The sequence below is a fragment of the Halopseudomonas laoshanensis genome, from assembly GCF_008365385.1.
GTDB lineage: Bacteria > Pseudomonadota > Gammaproteobacteria > Pseudomonadales > Pseudomonadaceae > Halopseudomonas > Halopseudomonas laoshanensis.
This window is the reverse complement of sequence record NZ_QOVF01000003.1, coordinates 196,475-215,345: the sequence shown is the minus strand read 5'-3', so window position 1 is coordinate 215,345 and position 18,871 is coordinate 196,475. Positions and strand designations below refer to the sequence as shown.

16 protein-coding genes are annotated in these 18,871 nt (G+C 60.1%); 6 read left to right on the top strand and 10 right to left on the bottom strand.

Annotated elements, in window-relative coordinates; all coding sequences use genetic code 11:
* Positions 1 to 4 precede the first annotated feature (4 nt).
* A complete protein-coding gene (locus tag DT594_RS11780) occupies positions 5 to 2,878 on the bottom strand; it encodes a GGDEF and EAL domain-containing protein (protein ID WP_149332848.1) in 2,874 nt (957 codons plus the stop codon).
* Between the two features lie 211 nt (positions 2,879 to 3,089).
* Between DT594_RS11780 and uvrD the strand changes: the two genes are divergently transcribed.
* The 4 genes from uvrD to lepB all read left to right on the top strand — a co-directional run bounded on the left by uvrD (position 3,090) and on the right by lepB (position 8,453).
* On the top strand, positions 3,090 to 5,273 hold the full coding sequence (uvrD, locus tag DT594_RS11775) for a DNA helicase II (protein WP_149332847.1): 2,184 nt from the start codon (positions 3,090 to 3,092) through the stop codon (positions 5,271 to 5,273).
* 131 nt (positions 5,274 to 5,404) lie between these two features.
* Positions 5,405 to 6,505, top strand: coding sequence for a TRAP transporter substrate-binding protein (locus DT594_RS11770; protein ID WP_149332846.1), 1,101 nt, complete (start codon positions 5,405 to 5,407; stop codon positions 6,503 to 6,505).
* Positions 6,506 to 6,565: 60 nt separating this feature from the next.
* Positions 6,566 to 7,483 carry a hypothetical protein gene (locus DT594_RS11765; RefSeq protein WP_149332845.1) on the top strand — a complete coding sequence of 306 codons (918 nt, stop codon included), beginning with the start codon at positions 6,566 to 6,568 and terminating at the stop codon, positions 7,481 to 7,483.
* Positions 7,484 to 7,574: 91 nt separating this feature from the next.
* Positions 7,575 to 8,453 carry a signal peptidase I gene (gene lepB / locus DT594_RS11760; protein ID WP_149332844.1) on the top strand — a complete coding sequence of 293 codons (879 nt, stop codon included), beginning with the start codon at positions 7,575 to 7,577 and terminating at the stop codon, positions 8,451 to 8,453.
* Between the two features lie 35 nt (positions 8,454 to 8,488).
* Here lepB and DT594_RS11755 read toward each other — a convergent pair whose 3' ends face one another.
* The 5 genes from DT594_RS11755 to DT594_RS11735 all read right to left on the bottom strand — a co-directional run bounded on the left by DT594_RS11755 (position 8,489) and on the right by DT594_RS11735 (position 12,595).
* The gene (locus DT594_RS11755; RefSeq protein ID WP_149333140.1) at positions 8,489 to 9,856 is read right to left on the bottom strand and encodes a TRAP transporter large permease; all 1,368 of its coding nucleotides are present in this window, start codon (positions 9,854 to 9,856) and stop codon (positions 8,489 to 8,491) included.
* A 2-nt stretch (positions 9,857 to 9,858) separates the two neighbouring features.
* Positions 9,859 to 10,434, bottom strand: coding sequence for a TRAP transporter small permease subunit (locus DT594_RS11750; protein ID WP_149332843.1), 576 nt, complete (start codon positions 10,432 to 10,434; stop codon positions 9,859 to 9,861).
* A gap of 78 nt (positions 10,435 to 10,512) precedes the next feature.
* Positions 10,513 to 10,905, bottom strand: coding sequence for an acyl-CoA thioesterase (locus tag DT594_RS11745; RefSeq protein ID WP_096345578.1), 393 nt, complete (start codon positions 10,903 to 10,905; stop codon positions 10,513 to 10,515).
* 154 nt (positions 10,906 to 11,059) lie between these two features.
* Positions 11,060 to 12,082 (bottom strand): ACR3 family arsenite efflux transporter, encoded by a 1,023-nt coding sequence (gene arsB / locus DT594_RS11740; RefSeq protein ID WP_425460546.1) that lies wholly within the window; start codon positions 12,080 to 12,082, stop codon positions 11,060 to 11,062.
* 201 nt (positions 12,083 to 12,283) lie between these two features.
* Entirely contained in the window at positions 12,284 to 12,595 is a 312-nt protein-coding gene (locus DT594_RS11735; RefSeq protein ID WP_149332841.1) for a c-type cytochrome, read from the bottom strand.
* A 296-nt stretch (positions 12,596 to 12,891) separates the two neighbouring features.
* On the opposite strand from DT594_RS11735, the gene DT594_RS11730 reads away from it, so the two are divergent.
* Positions 12,892 to 14,046, top strand: coding sequence for an iron-containing alcohol dehydrogenase (locus tag DT594_RS11730; RefSeq protein ID WP_149332840.1), 1,155 nt, complete (start codon positions 12,892 to 12,894; stop codon positions 14,044 to 14,046).
* 204 nt (positions 14,047 to 14,250) lie between these two features.
* Positions 14,251 to 15,165 (top strand): response regulator, encoded by a 915-nt coding sequence (locus DT594_RS11725; protein ID WP_149332839.1) that lies wholly within the window; start codon positions 14,251 to 14,253, stop codon positions 15,163 to 15,165.
* 61 nt (positions 15,166 to 15,226) lie between these two features.
* Here DT594_RS11725 and phoR read toward each other — a convergent pair whose 3' ends face one another.
* The 4 genes from phoR to DT594_RS11705 form a co-directional block, all read right to left on the bottom strand.
* Positions 15,227 to 16,519 (bottom strand): phosphate regulon sensor histidine kinase PhoR, encoded by a 1,293-nt coding sequence (phoR, locus tag DT594_RS11720; RefSeq protein ID WP_246164625.1) that lies wholly within the window; start codon positions 16,517 to 16,519, stop codon positions 15,227 to 15,229.
* A gap of 71 nt (positions 16,520 to 16,590) precedes the next feature.
* Entirely contained in the window at positions 16,591 to 17,280 is a 690-nt protein-coding gene (phoB, locus tag DT594_RS11715; RefSeq protein ID WP_096345648.1) for a phosphate regulon transcriptional regulator PhoB, read from the bottom strand.
* Between the two features lie 110 nt (positions 17,281 to 17,390).
* On the bottom strand, positions 17,391 to 18,293 hold the full coding sequence (ubiA, locus tag DT594_RS11710; RefSeq protein WP_246164624.1) for a 4-hydroxybenzoate octaprenyltransferase: 903 nt from the start codon (positions 18,291 to 18,293) through the stop codon (positions 17,391 to 17,393).
* A gap of 25 nt (positions 18,294 to 18,318) precedes the next feature.
* Positions 18,319 to 18,837, bottom strand: coding sequence for a chorismate--pyruvate lyase family protein (locus DT594_RS11705; RefSeq protein WP_149333138.1), 519 nt, complete (start codon positions 18,835 to 18,837; stop codon positions 18,319 to 18,321).
* Between the last annotated feature and the right edge of the window lie 34 nt (positions 18,838 to 18,871).

The window sequence follows — 18,871 nt, the reverse complement described above, 5'->3', positions numbered from 1 at the left end:
ATCGCTAGGGTTGCACCGGTGCCTGAGCTTCGGCATTTTCCAGCAGTAGCGCGGTAAAACCACTGGCCGGTAGCGGACGGCTGATCAAATACCCCTGAACCTCATCACAGCCGTGTTGCTTGAGGAAGCTCAACTGCCCGGCCTCCTCGACACCTTCAGCCACCACGTTCATGTTCAAGCTATGCGCCATGGCGATAATGGCACGGACGATCGCCGCGTCGTGATCGGCCGCGTTGTCTTCGCTGAATTCGTTCAGCTCGCTGATAAACGCGCGGTCTATCTTCAGCGTGCTGATCGGGAAGCGCTTCAGATATGCCAATGACGAGTAACCGGTACCAAAGTCGTCGATGGCCAGCTTGATGCCCATTATCTGTAATGCGGCAATATTCTCGGTGACCGCATCCAGGTGCTCGAGCAGCATGCTTTCGGTCAGCTCCAGCTCAAGCATTTCGGCGGGCAGATTGGCGCTCTCGAGAATCTGCGCGATCCGCTCGGCAAAGTGATTTTGCCGCAGCTGCTGTACTGACAGGTTGACGGCTACGCGTATCGGCGCGGGCCCGCAGTGGTACCACTCGGCTGCTTGCTGGCAGGCCTTGACCAGTACGGCATCGCCCAGAGCGATGATCATGCCAGTCTCTTCGGCAATTTCGATGAAATGCCCAGGCATGATCAGCCCGCGTTCAGGGTGCTGCCAGCGCACCAGTGCTTCTGCGCCGCCAATCTGGTCAGTACTCAGGTGCAACTTGGGCTGGTAATGCACCACCAGTTGGTCGTCATCCAGGGCTTTGCGCAGTTGGTTTTCCAGCTGCAGGCGGTCCAGGCTGTACGCCTGCAGGCTGTCGGTGAAAAACTGGAAGCCGTTGCCGCCCAGATGCTTGGCGTGCTGCATGGCCTGATTGGCCTGGGTGATGAGGACCAGATTGTCACGCGCGGTTTTCGGGAACTGGCTGATGCCAACCGAGGCGGTGACGATCAATTCATGCTCGCCGATATTGACCGGCTGGCGCAGTACTTCAAGCACCTGATCCGCACGGTGGGCGAGCTGCTCGGGCTGGGTATCGTCTTCGATGATGATGACAAACTCGTCCGCCGACAGACGCGCCAGGGAGGTGGACTCCGGCGTCAGCTCGCGCAAGCGCACCGCCACTTGTTGCAGCAGTTCATCGGCTACCTTGTGGCCGAGGGTGTCATTGATGTACTTGAAGCGGTCCAGATCCACATGCATCAACGCCAGCGTGCTGCCATTCTGCCGCGCCCTGGAGGTCGCCTCCTGCAGCCGTTGGGTAAACATGTTGCGGTTGGCCAACTGGGTCAGGGCGTCGTGGGTGGTCAGGTACTGCAATTGTTCTTCGGTCTGGCGATGCACGCTCAGATCGGCAAAGAAGCCGACGTAGTGGCTGATGGTGCCGCTGCTGTCGCGCACCACCGCCAGCTGCATCCACTGCGGATACAGCTCACCGCTGCGGCGCTGGCCGACGCGCTCACCCTCCCAGCGATCCGCCGTCTGCAACGAGTTTTTCAGATCTTCCAGGGATTGCTGATTCTTGCTCTGTACTACCGGATCGTAAATCGGATGACCGATGCATTCTTCCAGCGCGTAGCCAGTGATCACACTGAAGGCGTGGTTGACCGAGAGAATTCGCAGCTCCGGGTCAAGAATGAAAATACCCTCGGCCGTGGCCTGAAATACCGTTGCGGCCAACTGTGCTTGCTCGTCCTGCTGCTTGCGCGCGCTGACGTCGCGCCGGGTGCCGATCATGCGCAACACGCGGCCGTTTTCGTCGCGCGCGACGGCACGGCCGCTGTCCTCGACCCAGATCCAGCTGCCGTCGGCGTGCATGACGCGATATTCGATGCGGTAGGAGGGGATCTGGCCTTTCATGTGTTTAAGCAGCGTATCGCGAACCAGCGGCGCATCTTCAGGATGCAGGCGCGGTTTCAGGTGATGCAGCATGGAGGTGACCGAGTCCTCTTCCAGGCCGAATATTTCCGCGACATGCGAGTGGTAGACGCGGTCGCTGATCAGGTCCCAGTCCCATAAGCCCAGTTGGCTGGCATCCAGCGCCAGACTCAGCTGCGCTTCACTGGCCTGCAAAGCGTCGCTCGCCTGCTGCAACTCCATGGTGCGCCGAGACACCCGTTCTTCCAGTTCGGTATGGCTCTCGCGCAGGCGTTGCTCAGCCTGTCGGCGCTGCTGTATCTCGCGGGTCAGTTGCTGATTCAGCGCCTCGGCCTGCTGGCGCGAATCGTCCAGGCCGGCGACCAGCGCTTCATTGCGCGCGTTGGCGCGCATGGCCATGCTCACGGAGCGGTTGATAAAGGCGGCGCCGAGCAGCAGGCAACCGAACAGCGTCACGCCCATCAGGCCCCAATAGGGGCTGGTAGGGCCGCCCTGGGTGAGCAAATACAGCGTGGGGGGTATCCAGGCCGGCACCGCGAAGGTGACGAACGCCATAAAACGGCTGGCGTAGATAATGCTCACGCAGAGGCTCACGCCAGCCGTCAGTCCGTAGGCGGGCGCCTGCAGATTGAAGGTATCTAGCGGCACCAGGCTCAGCTGCACCCAGGCCAGGCACAGCCCCGAGGCGAGATTGCCAAGATAAAACAGCAGGGTCCAGCGCAGGCGCAGGCGGGTGTTGGGCGCCGCCTGACGGTAATGACGCACCAGCAGGCTGCGCAGCAGAATCAATACAGTGACCACCGTCAGCCAGCCGAGCAGCATGCTGCGCGGCGCAACATCCCAGACCAAAGTGGTAATCACCAACGCGCTGAGCATGATCAGCCATTGGGGGAGACGGGAGTACTCGTAAAGCGTATCGAGTTCGCGAATACGCCGATGCTGCCGGTTGACGACTGGTTGTAATGGGGGAAACGTCATGTGACGCAGTTCCTCTGGAACGCTGGGCGTTTCTTGTTATCGATTTAGAGTCGCATTCAGTCGGCGATGCGACATTGCTGGCGTAACCTTACACTAGAGCATCTGACAGGCACAGCCCCCTATTTGGCAAAAAAATACAAAAGAAAGCCTCTGGGTTGGGCCTGTCCGTCATTGCTTCCGAGTTTGCTGCCGCGGCTGGTAGAATGCGCCGATGGATATTTCGCATCTACTCAATTCCCTGAATGACGCTCAACGCCAGGCCGTAACCGCCACCCCCGGCCAACAGCTGGTGCTGGCGGGTGCCGGCTCGGGCAAAACCCGTGTGCTGGTGCATCGCATTGCCTGGCTGGTCGAGGTCGAGAACGCCTCACCCTGGAGCATTCTCTCGGTGACCTTTACCAACAAGGCCGCCCATGAGATGCGTCACCGCATCGAACAACTGCTGGGCATTTCCCCACAGGGCATGTGGGTAGGTACTTTCCACGGCCTGGCGCATCGGCTACTGCGCGCGCATTGGAAAGAAGCCGGTCTGGCGGAACAATTCCAGATTCTCGACAGCGATGACCAGTTGCGGCTGGTCAAACGGGTTGTCCGCGAACTGGGACTGGACGAGAACCAATGGGCACCGCGCCAGGCACAGTGGTGGATCAACGGGCAGAAGGATGAAGGCCTGCGCCCGCAACATATCCAGGCCGCCGGCGATCTGTTTCTGACCACCATGTTGCGTATCTACCAGGCCTACGAGCAGGCCTGCGCGCGTGCCGGCGTGGTCGATTTCGCCGAGTTGCTGCTGCGTTCGCTGGAGCTGTGGCGTGATAACAACACGCTGCGTGAGCAATATCAGGCACGCTTCAAACATATGCTGGTGGACGAGTTTCAGGACACCAACGCCGTGCAGTACGCCTGGCTGCGCCTGATCGCCGGCAAGACGCCGAGCCTGATGGTGGTCGGCGACGATGACCAGTCGATCTACGGCTGGCGCGGGGCCAAGATCGAGAACATTCACCAGTTCCAGCGTGATTACCCGAACTCCGAACTGATCCGCCTGGAGCAGAATTACCGCTCCACCGCCTGCATCCTCAACGCCGCCAACGCGCTGATCACCCAGAATGCCGGGCGCATGGGCAAGGAGTTGTGGACCGATGGCGAAGAAGGCGAGCCGATTGCTTTGTACGCCGGCTTCAACGAGCAGGACGAAGCGCGGTTTATCGTCGAACGCATCGATCAGGCCGTGCGCGACGGCATGAATCGCAGTGAAATTGCCATTCTGTACCGCTCCAACGCCCAGTCCCGGGTGCTGGAAGAAGCGCTGTTGCGCGCCGCCGTGCCCTATCGCATTTATGGCGGGCAGCGCTTTTTCGAGCGCGCAGAGATCAAGAACGCCATGGCTTACATGCGCCTGGTGGCCAATCGCGGCGACGATGGCGCATTGGAACGGATCATCAACCTGCCGACCCGCGGCATCGGTGACAAGACTATCGAAGGTCTGCGCCAGCATGCGCGCCAGCAGGATGTATCCATGTGGCAGGCGGCTTGTGACTTGCTCGATAACAAGGGGCTGCCTGGCCGCGCGGCGAATGCGGTACAGGCGTTCTGTCAGCTGATTGAAGACATCACCGTGCGCGTGGAAGGAGTGCCGCTCTACAGCATGGCGCAGCAGGTGATTGAACACAGCGGCCTGCTGCAGTTTCACGAGAACGAGAAAGGCGAGAAGGCCCAGGCGCGGGTGGAAAACCTGGAAGAGCTGGTTTCTGCGGCGCGGGCGTTCGAGAACGATCAGGCTGATGAAGAAGCCGAGGGCGATACCTTGCTGGCGTTTCTCGCCCACGCTTCGCTGGAAGCCGGGGAAACCCAGGCTGACCGCTTTGAAGACAGCGTGCAGTTGATGACCTTGCACAGCGCCAAGGGCCTTGAGTTTCCGCTGGTGTTTCTCGCCGGCGTGGAAGAGGGCCTGTTCCCGCACAAGATGAGCCTGGAGGAGCCCGGCCGTCTGGAAGAGGAGCGGCGCCTGGCGTATGTGGGCATCACCCGGGCGATGCAGCAACTGGTGATCACCTGGGCTGAAACGCGGCGCCTGTATGGCAGTGAAACCTTCAACAAGGTCTCGCGCTTCGTTCGCGAAATTCCTTCCGAACTGATACGCGAAGTGCGCATGGGCAATCAGGTCAGCCGACCCTTTGGCCCCGGTAATGCCAGTACCAGCAGCCTGTTCCAGAATGACGCCACCGAAAGTACCGGCTTCGCGCTGGGTCAGCGGGTCATGCATACGCTGTTTGGTGAAGGCGTGGTGCTCAACTATGAAGGGCAGGGCGCGCAGGCGCGCATACAGGTCAATTTCGACGATGAAGGCAGCAAATGGTTAATGGTTTCCTATGCCAAGCTGCAGGCGCTGTAAATGCAACAGCGGCCCAAGTGCCGCCGCCAGCATTGTGCTCAGCCCTCACCGTCATTCCCGCGAACGCGGGAATCCAACTTGATCGGTGGCTCAGTAATCCCGACTCACACAACTACCACTAGAGAATCACGATGAAACGCCGCGAACTCCTCACTGCCGCCGGCCTCGGGCTGGGCGCTGTAGCCCTCAGCGCCTGCTCCGATCAGACCGCCTCCATCGGCGGGAATCCGACTCAGCCCGAGCAGCGTTTTCGCTGGAAAATGGTCACCTCCTGGCCACAGAACTTTCCCGGCCTGGGCACCACAGCGCAGCGTTTTGCCGAGACGGTGAACAGTCTCTCCAACGGTCGGCTGACCGTGCAGGTATTCGCCGCTGGCGAACTGGTACCGGCGTTGGAAGTCTTCGATGCGGTGTCCAGTGGCACCGCCGAATTGGGCCACAGCGCCGCCTATTACTGGAAAGGCAAAAGCCCGGCTGCGCCGTTTTTCACTGCGGTGCCCTTCGGCATGAACGCCCAGGAAATGAACGCCTGGCTATATGAAGGCGGTGGGCTGGAGTTATGGCAGCAGGCCTACGCCAGCATGGGTGTATTGCCCTTGCCCTGCGGCAATACCGGGGTGCAGATGGCCGGCTGGTTCAACAAGGAGATCAACAGCCTGGAGGATCTGCGCGGCTTGAAGATCCGCATGCCCGGTTTTGGCGGCGAGGTGCTGGCGCGTGCCGGCGCGACCACGGTCAATCTGCCGGGTAGTGAAATTTTCAGCTCCCTGCAAAATGGCGTGATCGACGCCACTGACTGGGTCAGCCCGTACAACGATCTGGCTTTTGGTCTGCACCAGGCCGCCAAGTATTATTACTACCCCGGCTGGCAGGAGCCCTGCGCGGTCCTGGAGCTGAGCATCAATCAGCAAGCCTTCGAGACCTTGCCCGAGGACCTGCAAGGCATCGTGCGCGAAGCCGCGCGCTCGACCAATCAGTTTATGCTCGACGAATATACCCGGCGCAATGCCGAGGCGCTGGATACGCTGGTCAATGAGCATCAGGTCCAGTTGCGCCGTTTGCCGGATGAGGTGCTTGATCGTTTGCGCGAGCTGTCCAAGGAAGTGCTCGAGGAAACCGCCGACGCCGACGCGTTGAACCGGCAGGTCTGGGACTCGATGGAGGCTTTCAGGGAAAAGGTCTGGGCGTATCACGCGATCAGTGAAAAAACCATGTATGACCTGCGCGGTTAACAGCCGGCAGAATGACGCTGTTCCGCGCTTTGCGGGCTTTCGGATCATCTGGAGTATGTCTTGAGAACGTTTTTCGTCGTGACCTGTTTTGCCGTGTTGCTGACCGGCTGCGCTGCTTTTGAGCAATCGCAGGAGCGGGAGTCCACCGCGATGTTGATGATGCAGGCCGCAGGGCAGGCAGAGGGCCTGCATGATCTGCGGGTACCGCCGGCAGCGGTCGATGACCGAGCGGCGTTGATCCAGGCAGCTGAAGCGGCCTTGGTCAGCGAACTCGCGCCCCTGAATGTCGGCCGCGCCGAGCCAGTAAGCTATCCGGTGCAGGCAGCCTTTATGACCACCAGCGCCCGCACGGATCCGACCTTGCACAGCCGCGCCGGTATTGGCTTGATCGGCTGGCTACCGGCCAGCCTTGCAGAGAATGACCTGGCCGCCCGAACCGCCTGGTCTGAGGTCGTCGAGCAGGCGGCCGCTCGGGCATTGCCGGAGGGCTATGAAACGCAGCCTTTCGAGTGGATTGACGTCTCGGCAGAGGGCAAAAAAAGCGCTCGCCGGGTGTTGCGGGTCCAGGGACCGCTCTGTCTGGACTGGTCCTGTGTTCTGGACGGCGCCTTTACCAGCCGGGAAGCACCGCGGTTGAACCCGGAAGGCCAGATGCAGCGCGTACAGACTCCCGAGCTGGCAGGGCATGGCGAAGCGGAGTCCTATACGCCGCTTCAGGCCCATCCCTTGAGCGTTCGCAGGCTGACAGCCCAGTATCTGGAGGTCGGTAACGGGCAGAGCCAGCAGTACCGTATGGAAACCCAACCGCTCGCCGAGTTCGACATCAGTGCTTTCTACCTGCGATTAAGTGCCGAACTGCCTGAGTGGGCCTTCATTTTTGTCGGTTCGGAGAACGCGGTGTATGACCCCGTCGTTCCGGTGGTGCTGCATCAGGGCCAGGAGCTGTTCTTTGCCGTTCCGGGAACAAGGCAGCGATAGCGTCATTGGGTCGCAGGGGTCAGGATGCGTGAGTGTGCAACAACTGTCTAAATGACCGGTCTATACCCCGGACGTTAACCGAGGTGAGACCTTGACCCAACCTGACCCCACAGCTGAAACGAACTCTGCTGCAACTGCCGCCACATGGTCTCCGCGAGCCTGGATTGCCCTGGTGCTGGGCGTGGTGGTGCAACCTTTTGTTTTTCTCTATATCAACCGCCCACGCATTTTCGCCGTCTATCTGGTACTGGCGCTTGGCGCGCTGGCGGCGGATTTTTACTGGACGGTGGGTTATTTCAATCTGCTGCTGAGCGTGCTTTGCCCGCTGCATGCCTGGTGGTTGATTCGCCGCTATGACAGGCGCCAGGTGTGCGGCTGGTATGCGCGCTGGTGGGTCAGTCTGGCGCTGTATCTGTGTTTGGTAATGAGCATTTTTGCGTTTCGCAGCTTTCTCTACGAGCCCTTTACCGTGCCCTCCGCATCGATGAATCCGACGCTGGAAGCGGGCGATCGCATTGTGGTGCGCAAGCTGGGGTTTGGTCATTACGCGAGCCTGGGGCTCAACCTGGGGACGCCGGGTGTGACCGATCCGCAGCAGATGCAACGGGGCGAGGTGTATGTGTTCCTGCATCCCGAACTCAATGTTCCGTATGTAAAGCGCCTGCTTGGGCTGCCGGGGGACCGCCTGGAGTTCACCGAGCGCACGGTGTTGGTCAACGGGCAGGCGCTGGCAGTGCAATCCGACAGGCAGGACGAACAGCAGCAGCTATTGACTGAAACCGCTGGCGCCGTGAGCTATCACATCCGTCATATGAGCCAGCCGGTATCGCCGGCCACCGGCACCTTTGTCGTGCCTGAAGGCCAGTACTTCTTTGTCGGCGATAATCGGGATGATTCATCCGACAGTCGTCACTGGGGCCCGGTCAGCAGTGAGAATATCATTGGCGAAGTCGTCTGGGTGATCGACTGAGCCGCGGCTCAGAGCACCGCCAAAGTCGCAACGCGTCAGAGCAGCCCAGGCAACCAGGTAACCAGCCCCGGCCAGATTGCGACTATGATCAGCATCAATAGCTGAATCGCAATAAAGGGCAGCACTCCGCGGTAGATCGCAGAGGTAGGCACGCTGGGCGGTGTGACGCCGCGCAGATAGAACAGCGCAAAGCCGAAGGGTGGCGTCAGGAAAGAGGTTTGCAGGTTCAGCGCGATCATCACGCCGAGCCAGATGGGGTCCAGGCCCATCATCAACAGCACCGGACCGACAATGGGCACCACGACAAAGGTGATCTCGATAAAGTCGAGAATAAAGCCGAGCAAAAAGATCACCAGCATCACCAGCAACGTCGCGGTAAAGACACCGCCGGGCAGTTGATTGAACAGCCCGTGAATCATGTCCTCACCACCAAAGCCGCGGAACACCAGCGAGAAAATCGAGGCGCCGATCAGGATCATGAACACCATGGCGCTGATATCGGTCGTCGCGGTGGTCACTTCACGCAGCCGGCGGAAGGTCAATTGCCGCTTGGCAATGGCTAACAAGGTGGCGCCGACGGCGCCGACGGCAGCGGCCTCGGTGGGCGTGGCGATACCCCAGAGAATCGAGCCCAGTACGGTGAGTATCAACAATAGCGGGGGAAGCAGTGCGGCAAACAACTTGCCCATGTGCAATTCGCCGCGCTCTTGCTTGCTCATCGCCGGCAGTTTGCCCGGCTGCCGCCAGGCGACCAATGCCAGGTAGGCCAGGTACAGCACCACCAGTAATAGCCCGGGCAGCAGCGAGCCCATAAACAGATCGCCGACCGTGACCGTCTTGGGTGAGAAGATGCCCATGCGCAACTGCGCCTGCTGATAGGCGTTGGACAACACATCACCGAGCAGCACCAGCACGATGGATGGCGGAATGATCTGCCCCAGCGTGCCGGTCGCCGCGAGCGTACCGGTGGCCAGCGCCGGATCATAGCCGCGCTTGAGCATGGTCGGCAGCGCCAGCAGGCCCAACGTCACCACGGTGGCGCCGACGATGCCGGTGCTGGCCGCCAGCAAGGCACCGACCAGGCAGACGGAAAATGCCAGGCCGCCCCGCAGGCCGCCGAACAGCCGCGACATGGATTCGAGCAGGTCTTCGGCGACACGCGATTTTTCCAGCATCACGCCCATGAATACGAACAGCGGGACCGCCAGCAAGGTCGCGTTGTTCATGGTGCCGAACAGACGGCTGGGCAGGGCGCCGAAGAAGCTCGGGTCGAATACGCCCAGCAGGACGCCGGCGCCTGCAAACAACAGCGACAAGCCGCCGAGGGTAAAGGCCACCGGGTAGCCGGCCATCAACGTCAGGCACAGGCAAATAAACAGCCCGATCGCCATGAATTCCGGCAGGCTCACAGGTGTTCTCCCGGGTGTTCTGTGACCGGTACGCTGGGCAGATGCGTTGGCAGTACTCCGGTAATCACGCAGGCGGTCTTGATGATTTGCGCCAGGGCTTGTAATAGCAGGCTGGCAACCAAAAGCAGGATGATACTCTTCTGCCAATAGACCCAGGGCAACCCACCGGCATCGGCGGAGCGCTCATTGCGCGCCCAGGACACCGCCACATAATCCCAGCAGTTCCAGGCCAGAAACAGGCACATGGGCAGCAGGAAGATCAGACTGCCGGTCAGGTCGACCAAGGCCTGGCGCCGCGGCGGCATGCGGCGGAAGAAGATGTCGACCCGCACATGTGCGTCACGTTGCAGGGCCCAGGCGGCCGCACCCATGAACACCAGCGCGTGGCAGTACATCACCAGTTCCTGAGTGGCGGTAGCGCCCAGATCAAAGCCGTAGCGCATCGCTACGACGAACACCGTCAGCAGGACCATGGCCAGCGTCAGCCAACTCAGCAGCCGACCCAGCACGCTATTCAGCGTATCGATCAGGCGGGCAATAGACAGGCAGCTGGAGGCAAATCGACCGGGCATGGCAGGGGTGTTCCAGATAGATGCGCCCCGGCACTGAGCACCGGGCAGGCTAGGGGCAGACAAAAAGGACGGTTCGCCTCAGGACGGAATAATGCGCGTCCGGCCGCGGTCGTCGATGGCGACGAAAACGAATATGGCTTCGGTCACCTTGCGGCTCTCGTCGTGAGCCAGATCCTCGCTCCAGACCTCGACCAGCATCTTCACTGAGCTGCGGCCGATTTCCAGCACGTGGGCATGGAAAGCCAACTGCGCGCCTATCGGTACCGGCACCATAAAGCCCATTCGGTCGATGGCGACCGTCGCCACACGGCCGCGCGCCAGGCGGGCTGCGGTACTGGAGCCGGCGATGTCCATCTGCGATACCAGCCAGCCGCCGAAAATATCACCAAAGCTATTACCGTCGCGCGGCAGAGCAGTGATCTTGAGCGCCAGCTCCCCCTTGGGTAGCGGATCCTTGTCTAATTCGTGCATGGATTACTCGAATAATGGTCTGTTGTATTTATTATCTTCACTCATGCGGTGAATGATCGTTGACATTCCTAAAACAGCGCTATGGTAAGGGAATGCGGGCTGCGTCTCAATCTTTGTCTGCAGCGCCCAGCCCTGCCGCAGAGGCTGCAGCCGATCAATCGTCGCGCGCGGGGGCGGTGCTGGGAAACCAGTGCTGAGTGCGGTTGGCGAATGCCACTAGCGACAGCATCACCGGTACTTCCACCAGTACACCCACCACGGTGACCAGGGCGGCGCCTGAATTGAGCCCGAACATGCCGATGGCCACGGCAACCGCCAGTTCGAAGAAGTTGGAAGTGCCGATCATGGCGCAGGGCGCAGCGACGTTGAACGGCACCTTCCAAAGCCTGGCGGCGGCGTAGGCGATAGCAAAAATGCCATAGGACTGAATCAGCAGCGGCACCGCAATCAAGCCGATCAGCAGCGGCTGTTGCAAAATGACAGTGCCCTGAAAACCGAACAGCAGCACTACCGTGGCCAGCAGGCCGAGCACAGACAAGGGTTTCACTGTGGAGATAAAGCGTTTTACTGCCCGTTCTGCATCCTCCCGGGAGCTGGCACCGGCGCTGATCTGCCAGCGGGTCAGCACGCCGGCGATCAACGGAATGAGCACATACAGGGCCACCGAGAGAATAAGCGTAGCCCAGGGCACTTCGATATCCGTGACCCCCAGCAGCAGCGCGACGATAGGGGCGAAGGCGAAAATCATGATGACATCGTTGAGGGCGACCTGGGCCAGGGTGTAGTTGGGGTCACCCTTGGTCAGTTGCGACCAGACAAAAACCATGGCGGTGCAGGGCGCCGCGCCCAGCAGAATCAGGCCGGCGATGTACTGATTGGCGTTAGCCGGGTCGATCAGGTCGATAAAAAAATAATGGAAAAACGCCACGCCCAGGCCGGCCATGGTGAATGGCTTGATCAGCCAGTTCACCACCAGGGTGATGATCAAGCCTTTGGGGCGCTCATGAACCCGTTTCAGGCTGCTGAAGTCCACCGACACCATCATCGGGTAGACCATAAACCAGATCAGTACGGCGACGATGAAATTCACCGAGCCGTATTCTATCGCGGCCAGCCATTGAAAACCGTCGGGCAGCAGACTGCCCAGCGCGATGCCGGCTGCGATGGCTAATGCCACCCATAGCGACAGGTAACGTTCGAATGCGGAAATGGAGGTGTGTTTGTTGCTCAGAGGTAGTTACCCAATGGATCAACGGCACTGACAGATGACGAGATGGCCAACTGCCGAGGTTGAACGCTAACGGATGAATGGCGGCTCACGCCGTTAGCGTCAGTTTGACTGAACGATTTGCCAGTCAGGCACGGTTGGCGAGCTGAATTACTTCAGGCTCAAAACCCACTCGGCCAATTCAGTGGCTTCTTCGTCAGTGACCTGGTTGGCCGGCATCGGGATCGGGCCCCACAGACCGGAGACACCGTTTTTGATATGTCCGGCAACAGTCGCAACTGCGCCTTCTTCGCCTTTGTATTTGGCCGCGACATCGTTCAACGCGGGGCCGACCAGTTTGCTGTCCACTTTATGGCAGGCGACGCAGGGCTTGCTGTTGAACAGTGCTTCGCCGTCGGCGAGCGCCAGAGGGGCGGCGAGCAGAGCGCCGACAGTCATCAAGGGTAGTATCAAACGTTTCATGGTGTTTCCTCACAGGGCTAATCAGGTGCGCAGTACCGATCTGAATGACGGCTTTTACGCAGCATGCAATCAAATTGCCGCTTTAACCTGGACAACACAAGTGGCGATTTGTCGCAGAATACGTAGGCGCGGCTTCTTTTGGCCGAGGCGCAAAATGCCTTGGCAGATAACAGCAATGGACGCGGTCAGCATGTTTGGGTATGTTTCGGGACACAAAATCGTTCTGTATCTATTGTTGTGCATCTGCGCTCTATGGTGCCGGTGACACTTTCTTCTGCAATTGTATTGGAGGCAGCATGGAAATCACGTCCTACAGCATGAATTGGCACTACCCCACCGCAATGCGTGTGGGCGCCGGGCGTATTCGTGAACTTGGCAAGTGTTGTGGGCAGTTGGGCATGCAGGCACCGCTGCTGGTCACTGATCCGGGTCTGGCTGCTTTCCCGATGGTCGAAGCGGCACTGCAGAATTGCCGTGATGCCGGGCTGCGCGTGGGTCTGTTCAGTGCAATCAAAGGCAATCCCACCGGCGCTAATGTCGCCGACGGAGTGGCCGCGTTGAAAGCCGGTGAACATGATGGTGTGATTGCCTTTGGCGGGGGCTCCGCTATCGATGCGGCCAAGGCCATTGCGCTGATTGCACACCAGAGCTGCGGCTTGTTCGAAGCCAACCCGGGCACGGTAGACGCCAGCAAGATGCTGCCGGTGGTCGCCGTGCCAACTACTGCCGGTACCGGTTCGGAAGTGGGCCAGGCGGTGGTGATCACTGACGAAGACAAGCACGTCAAGCGTCCGATCTTTCACCTGAAGATGGTGCCGGGCATTGTCATTCTGGATCCCGAGCTGACCCTGGGCCTACCGCCCAAACTGACTGCCGCTACCGGTATGGATGCGCTGGCGCACAACCTGGAAGCCTACTGCACGCCGCTCTACCACCCGATGGCCGAAGCCGTGGCCCTGGAGGGCATGCGTCTGGTCAAGGAGTACCTGCCGCGCGCGACGGCCAACGGGCAGGATGTGGAAGCGCGTCAACAGATGCTGGTGGCGTCCAGCATGGGCGCGGTGGCATTTCAGCGGGGTCTGGGTGCTATCCATGCGGTGTCGCATACTCTGGGCGCGCTTTACGACAGCCATCACGGGCTGCTGAATGCGATCATGATGCCCTATGTACTGCAGGCCAATCGCGCGCAGATCGAGCCCGAAATGCTGCGCCTGTCGCGTTATCTGGACTTGCCCACCCCAGGCTTCGAAGGCGTCCTGGCGTGGATACTGCAATTGCGTGCCGAACTTGATATTCCGCATACCCTGGCCGATATCGGCATGGACGACACCCAGGCCGAGACTATCGGCAAGATGTCCGCGAGGGACGTTACGGCGCGTACCAACGCAGTGCAGATGGATGCGGCGCAGTACCAGCAACTGTTTCTAAATGCCTTGAAGGGCACACTTTAAGGCGCGGTCCGTCGCGGTCCGTCGGGGCTTTCGCGTAGGTCATAGCCCGTTTTAAAGCGGTTACCACATGTTAGTGCAAATGCCGGCCCGGGGCTGCGCATTTGCGCTATTTGCCTATTCCCGGCGCAGGATTCGCTGACATGTCTGTGGTTTAGCGGCGGTCTGCGCTAAGCTTGGACTGAAATTCAGCTCAAGAGAAATGAGATGGCTAAAGTATCGGCCCTGATAGTGGATGATGCGCCCTTTATCCGCGATCTGGTGAAGAAGGCCCTGCGCGGACAATTCCCCGGTTTGCAGATCGAAGAGGCGGTGAACGGACGCAAAGCGCAACAAGTGCTTAGCCGTCAGGGTTTTGACCTTATTCTCTGTGATTGGGAAATGCCGGAGATGAGCGGGCTGGAACTGCTGCAGTGGTTCCGCGGCCAGCCAGGCTCGGAGAAAACCCCGTTCATCATGGTGACCAGTCGTGGTGACAAGGAAAATGTTATCGAGGCGATCCAGTCCGGGGTCAGCGACTACATAGGCAAGCCTTTTACCAACGATCAGCTCAGTGCCAAGGTGAAAAAGGCGCTGCATCGCAGCGGCAAGCTTGAACTGCTGATGGGACGTCAACCACAGGCGAGTACCGGCACCGCGCATGACTCGGTGAGCAATCTGATGGGCGGTAAATCGCCAGCTCCGGCAGCCCCGCCCGCGGCGAAAGCGCCGCCAGTCAACCCTTTCGAACGCCTGACGCCGGCCAGCCAGACCGCGGAGAAACCACCGGAAACCGCAGAAAAGCAGATTCGTGGCCAGGCGCAGTTGCGTCTGGCGGGTGAACAATTCGCCTGCGTGGTCAAGGCGCTGAGCCTGCGTGACGCGCTGGTCGTGGTGCGCCGGGGCGAGCGTCTACCTCAGGTGTTTGAAAGTGGAGTGCTGGATCTAGAGCAGGATGCTGATCAATCTGTCGCGCGAATGAACGTCTACGTTCACAGCGTCGCGGCAATGGAAGCCAACGTGGACTGTGAGTGGCTGAAAGTGACGCTCAAATTCGTCGATCAAGACCCCCAGAAAATGGAGTACCTGTCCCGCCTGATCGCCTCGGGTAGCGCCCAGCGACATTATTCGCCGGGCGCGTGAGAGGTTCGGCCGGACAGGCTCGGCCAGACAGGCTCGGCCAGACAGGTTCGGCCGGACAGGCTCAGACCAGCCGCGCAGCAGGGAAGTGGCAGATAAAAGTGCTGCCCTTGTCTGGCGCACTGACAATATCCAGTTTGCCCTGGTGACGCAGCAACACGTGCTTGACGATGGCTAGCCCCAGGCCGGTACCGCCGGTATTGGTACTGCGGCTGGAGTCCACTCGGTAGAAGCGCTCGGTCAAACGGTGGATATGTTGCGCAGCGATCCCGGTACCGTTATCCGCGACGCTCAGATGCGCGCCCTTGTCGTCCTGCCACCAGCGAATGTGAATTTCGCCGTTGTCCGGCGTGTATTTCACTGCATTGAACACCAGATTGGAAAAAGCGCTACGCAGTTCCATCTCGCTACCGCGCAGGCGCGTCTTGCTCGCCGCATCGAGGGTGATCTGGTGGTTGCGCTCGCCTGACAGCGCCTGGGCGTCGCGGCGAATGCCGATCAGCATCAGGTCGATGTCCACCGCGGTTTCTTCGGTCACCTCATCGCCGGTTTCCAGTCGTGCCAGCATCAGCAGGTCATTAAGCAGGCTCTGCATGCGCGACGCCTGTTGCTGCATCTGATGCAGAGGTCGTTTCCAGCGCGGATTGATTGGCTCTTCGCTGTCCTGCATGGTTTCCAGATAGCCAACCACCACCGTCAAGGGGGTGCGCAACTCATGGGAGACGTTAGCGACGAAATCCTTGCGCATCTGCTCAAGGTTATGCAGACGAGTAACGTCCCGCACGACCATCAGCCGTTCGCCTTCACCGTAGTGGGTGACGGTGTATTGCAGCCAGGTACTGACATCAATCGGTGAGGGGATGTCGAGCGGATCGCGATAATTGCCGGTTTCAAAGAAATCGACGAAGCGCGGATCGCGAATCAGGTTGGTCACGTATTGTCCGCTGTCGTCCGGGGCGCGCAGCCCGAGCATGCGCTCGGCGGCGTGGTTCCACCATTCCAGCTTGCCCTTGCTGTCAATCATCACCACCGCATCACTCAGCGCAGCGGTAGATGCCTGGATACGGTCGATGACCAATTGCAGGCGCGTGCGCATGCGGTTATTGCGCCGCTGCAAATGGTGAATGCTGTCGAAGATGTTGCCCCAGACGCCGCTGGTCTCGGGTGGGGGCTCATTGGGTTGGGTGGTCAGCCACTGGTGGAAGCGCAGCATCTGGCGCAGGTTCCACACCAGGTAAGCGCTAAGGCCGGCAACCAGCGCCCAGGCTATCTGACCGAATATGAATCCCGCGATCAGGCAGGGAAGAAGAATCCAGAACAGGCGATAGATCACGCCGCCCAGCCAGTTTGTCCTCACGCTTGCTCCCATAAGCTTGCAAACCCATACATTACGTCACTGAGGTGCATGCGTCATGCACCAGATCGGTATCAGCTTTTGGTCGAGAATCGGTAACCGGTGCCGCGTACGGTTTGTACCAGGTGCTCGTACTGGTTACCCAGCGCCTTGCGCAAGCGGCGGATATGCACGTCGACCGTGCGTTCTTCAACGTAAACGTTGCCACCCCAGACCTGGTCCAGCAACTGGCCGCGGGTGTAGGCGCGTTCCTGGTGAGTCATGAAAAATTGCAGCAGGCGGTATTCGGTCGGGCCCATATCGGCGGGGCGGTCATCGATGGTGACGCGGTGGCTGGCCGGGTCCAGGTGCAGACCGTTGATCTCGATCGGCGCATCGTTATCGGCGGGGCCGGCGCGGCGTAGTACGGCCTTCAGACGGGCGACCAGCTCGCGCGGTGAAAACGGCTTGGTGATGTAATCATCAGCGCCGACTTCCAGGCCCTGGATCTTGTTATCTTCCTCACCTTTGGCTGTGAGCATGATGATCGGAATCTCGGCGGTCATCTCATTGCGCTTGAGACGCCTGGCCAGCTCAATGCCCGTGGTACCCGGGAGCATCCAGTCGAGCAGGATCAGGTCTGGCTGCTTATCGATAATACAGGCATGCGCCTGTTGGGTATTCTCTGCTTCGATGCAGTCATAGCCCGCCATTTCCAGCGCTACCGCGATCATTTCCCGGATAGGGGCTTCATCATCGACGATCAGTATGGTCTTGCCTGCCATGGTATTGCCATCCCGTTGCATTCTGCTGATATGCGCCGATTAGATAACACTTTTGTTGCAGTTGTGTGACGCCGGGATGGCGGCTCGGTTAATTCGGCTGAGACTCGGCCTTAAACCGCCGGGGCATTCACGGCAAAGTGCAGCGCCAAGCCAATAAAAACCAGCATGCCGACCCAGTGATTGGATAAGAACGCGCGCAAACAGGCTTGTGGATCACGATCGCGGATCAGCCACTGCTGCCAGCAAAAACCCAGGAGCATGCCGAGCAGTCCCAGGTAGTAGAACAAGCCCAGCTCGAAGCGGCTGCCGACAACCAGCAGGCAAATCAGGGTCAGGCCCTGTAACACGCCTATCACCAGGCGGTCGGCCTCCCCGAACAGAATGGCGGTCGACTTCACGCCGAGCTGCAGATCGTCTTCGCGGTCACACATGGCGTACTGGGTATCGTAGGCCACCGTCCACAGCAGGTTGGCGATATACAGTAGCCACAGCAGTATCGGTAGGCTGTTGGTCTGCGCGGCAAACGCCATCGGGATGGCCCAGGAGAACGCCGCCCCCAATACCAGTTGCGGGTAAAAGGTGAAGCGCTTGCAGAATGGGTAGATGGCCGCCAGAAACACGCCCCCGAAGGAGAGGGCGATGGTCAGACCGTTGGTGGCTAACACCAGCACGGCGCTGATGCCGACCAATATGCCGAAGGTAATCAGTGCTTCCTGCTCGGAAATGCGCCCGGTTGCCATCGGGCGCTCGCGGGTACGCCTGACGTGCCCATCGATCTTGCGGTCGGCAAAATCGTTGATCACACAGCCAGCGGCGCGCATAAAGATGACGCCCAATATGAAAATGATCAGCACCGGGATGCTCGGGATACCTTCGGCGGCGAGCCACAACGCCCAGAGCGTTGGCCACAACAGCAGGTAGGTGCCGATCGGTCGGTCCAGACGCATCAGCTGGAAAAAATCCGGCGCGCGCGGATGCAGGCGCGCGAGAGTAGTGGTGACAAAACCGGGCACAGCTGTACTCCTGTTGAATATCGATTCAGCCCGCGGGCCAACCTGGCAGAAACACTTCGCATACCAGCAATGGCAACTCGCCGTCGCTGAACAGCGAGCGGCGGCCCCAGCAATCTGCCTGCTGCTCCGCCCAGGGCGATGGTAGCCACGCAGATGGATAGCGGCTGATCTGCAGTGGTCCGCGAGTGACCTTCGGGTTGCTGAATAGTAACAGCCCCAGGCTGCGCGTACCCAGGGTCTGCAGATCAATATTCGAGGCGCTGACGGCCGCCAGTGGGGCCACGCTGCGGGCAAACACGCGTGGCGCGCCGGCCGTGTGCAGCAGTACTTCACGGGTCCAGACCGGCTCACCGGTCGGTATGCCCAGCGCCTGCGCTTCATCTGCCCGTGCCGGCTGGCTCTGCTGTACCAGTAGCTGCACGCGAAAGTCATCCGCGCCAGCGTCCGTCAGACGCAAGGTCAGCGACCCCTGGTCATTCAACCAGTCGAGTAACGTCAGGCCGGGCGGGTCCGGGTGTTGTTCCACCGGATACCATTGCGGCATTGCAGGCGGTGACGAAGGAGGTAAAAACACGGCG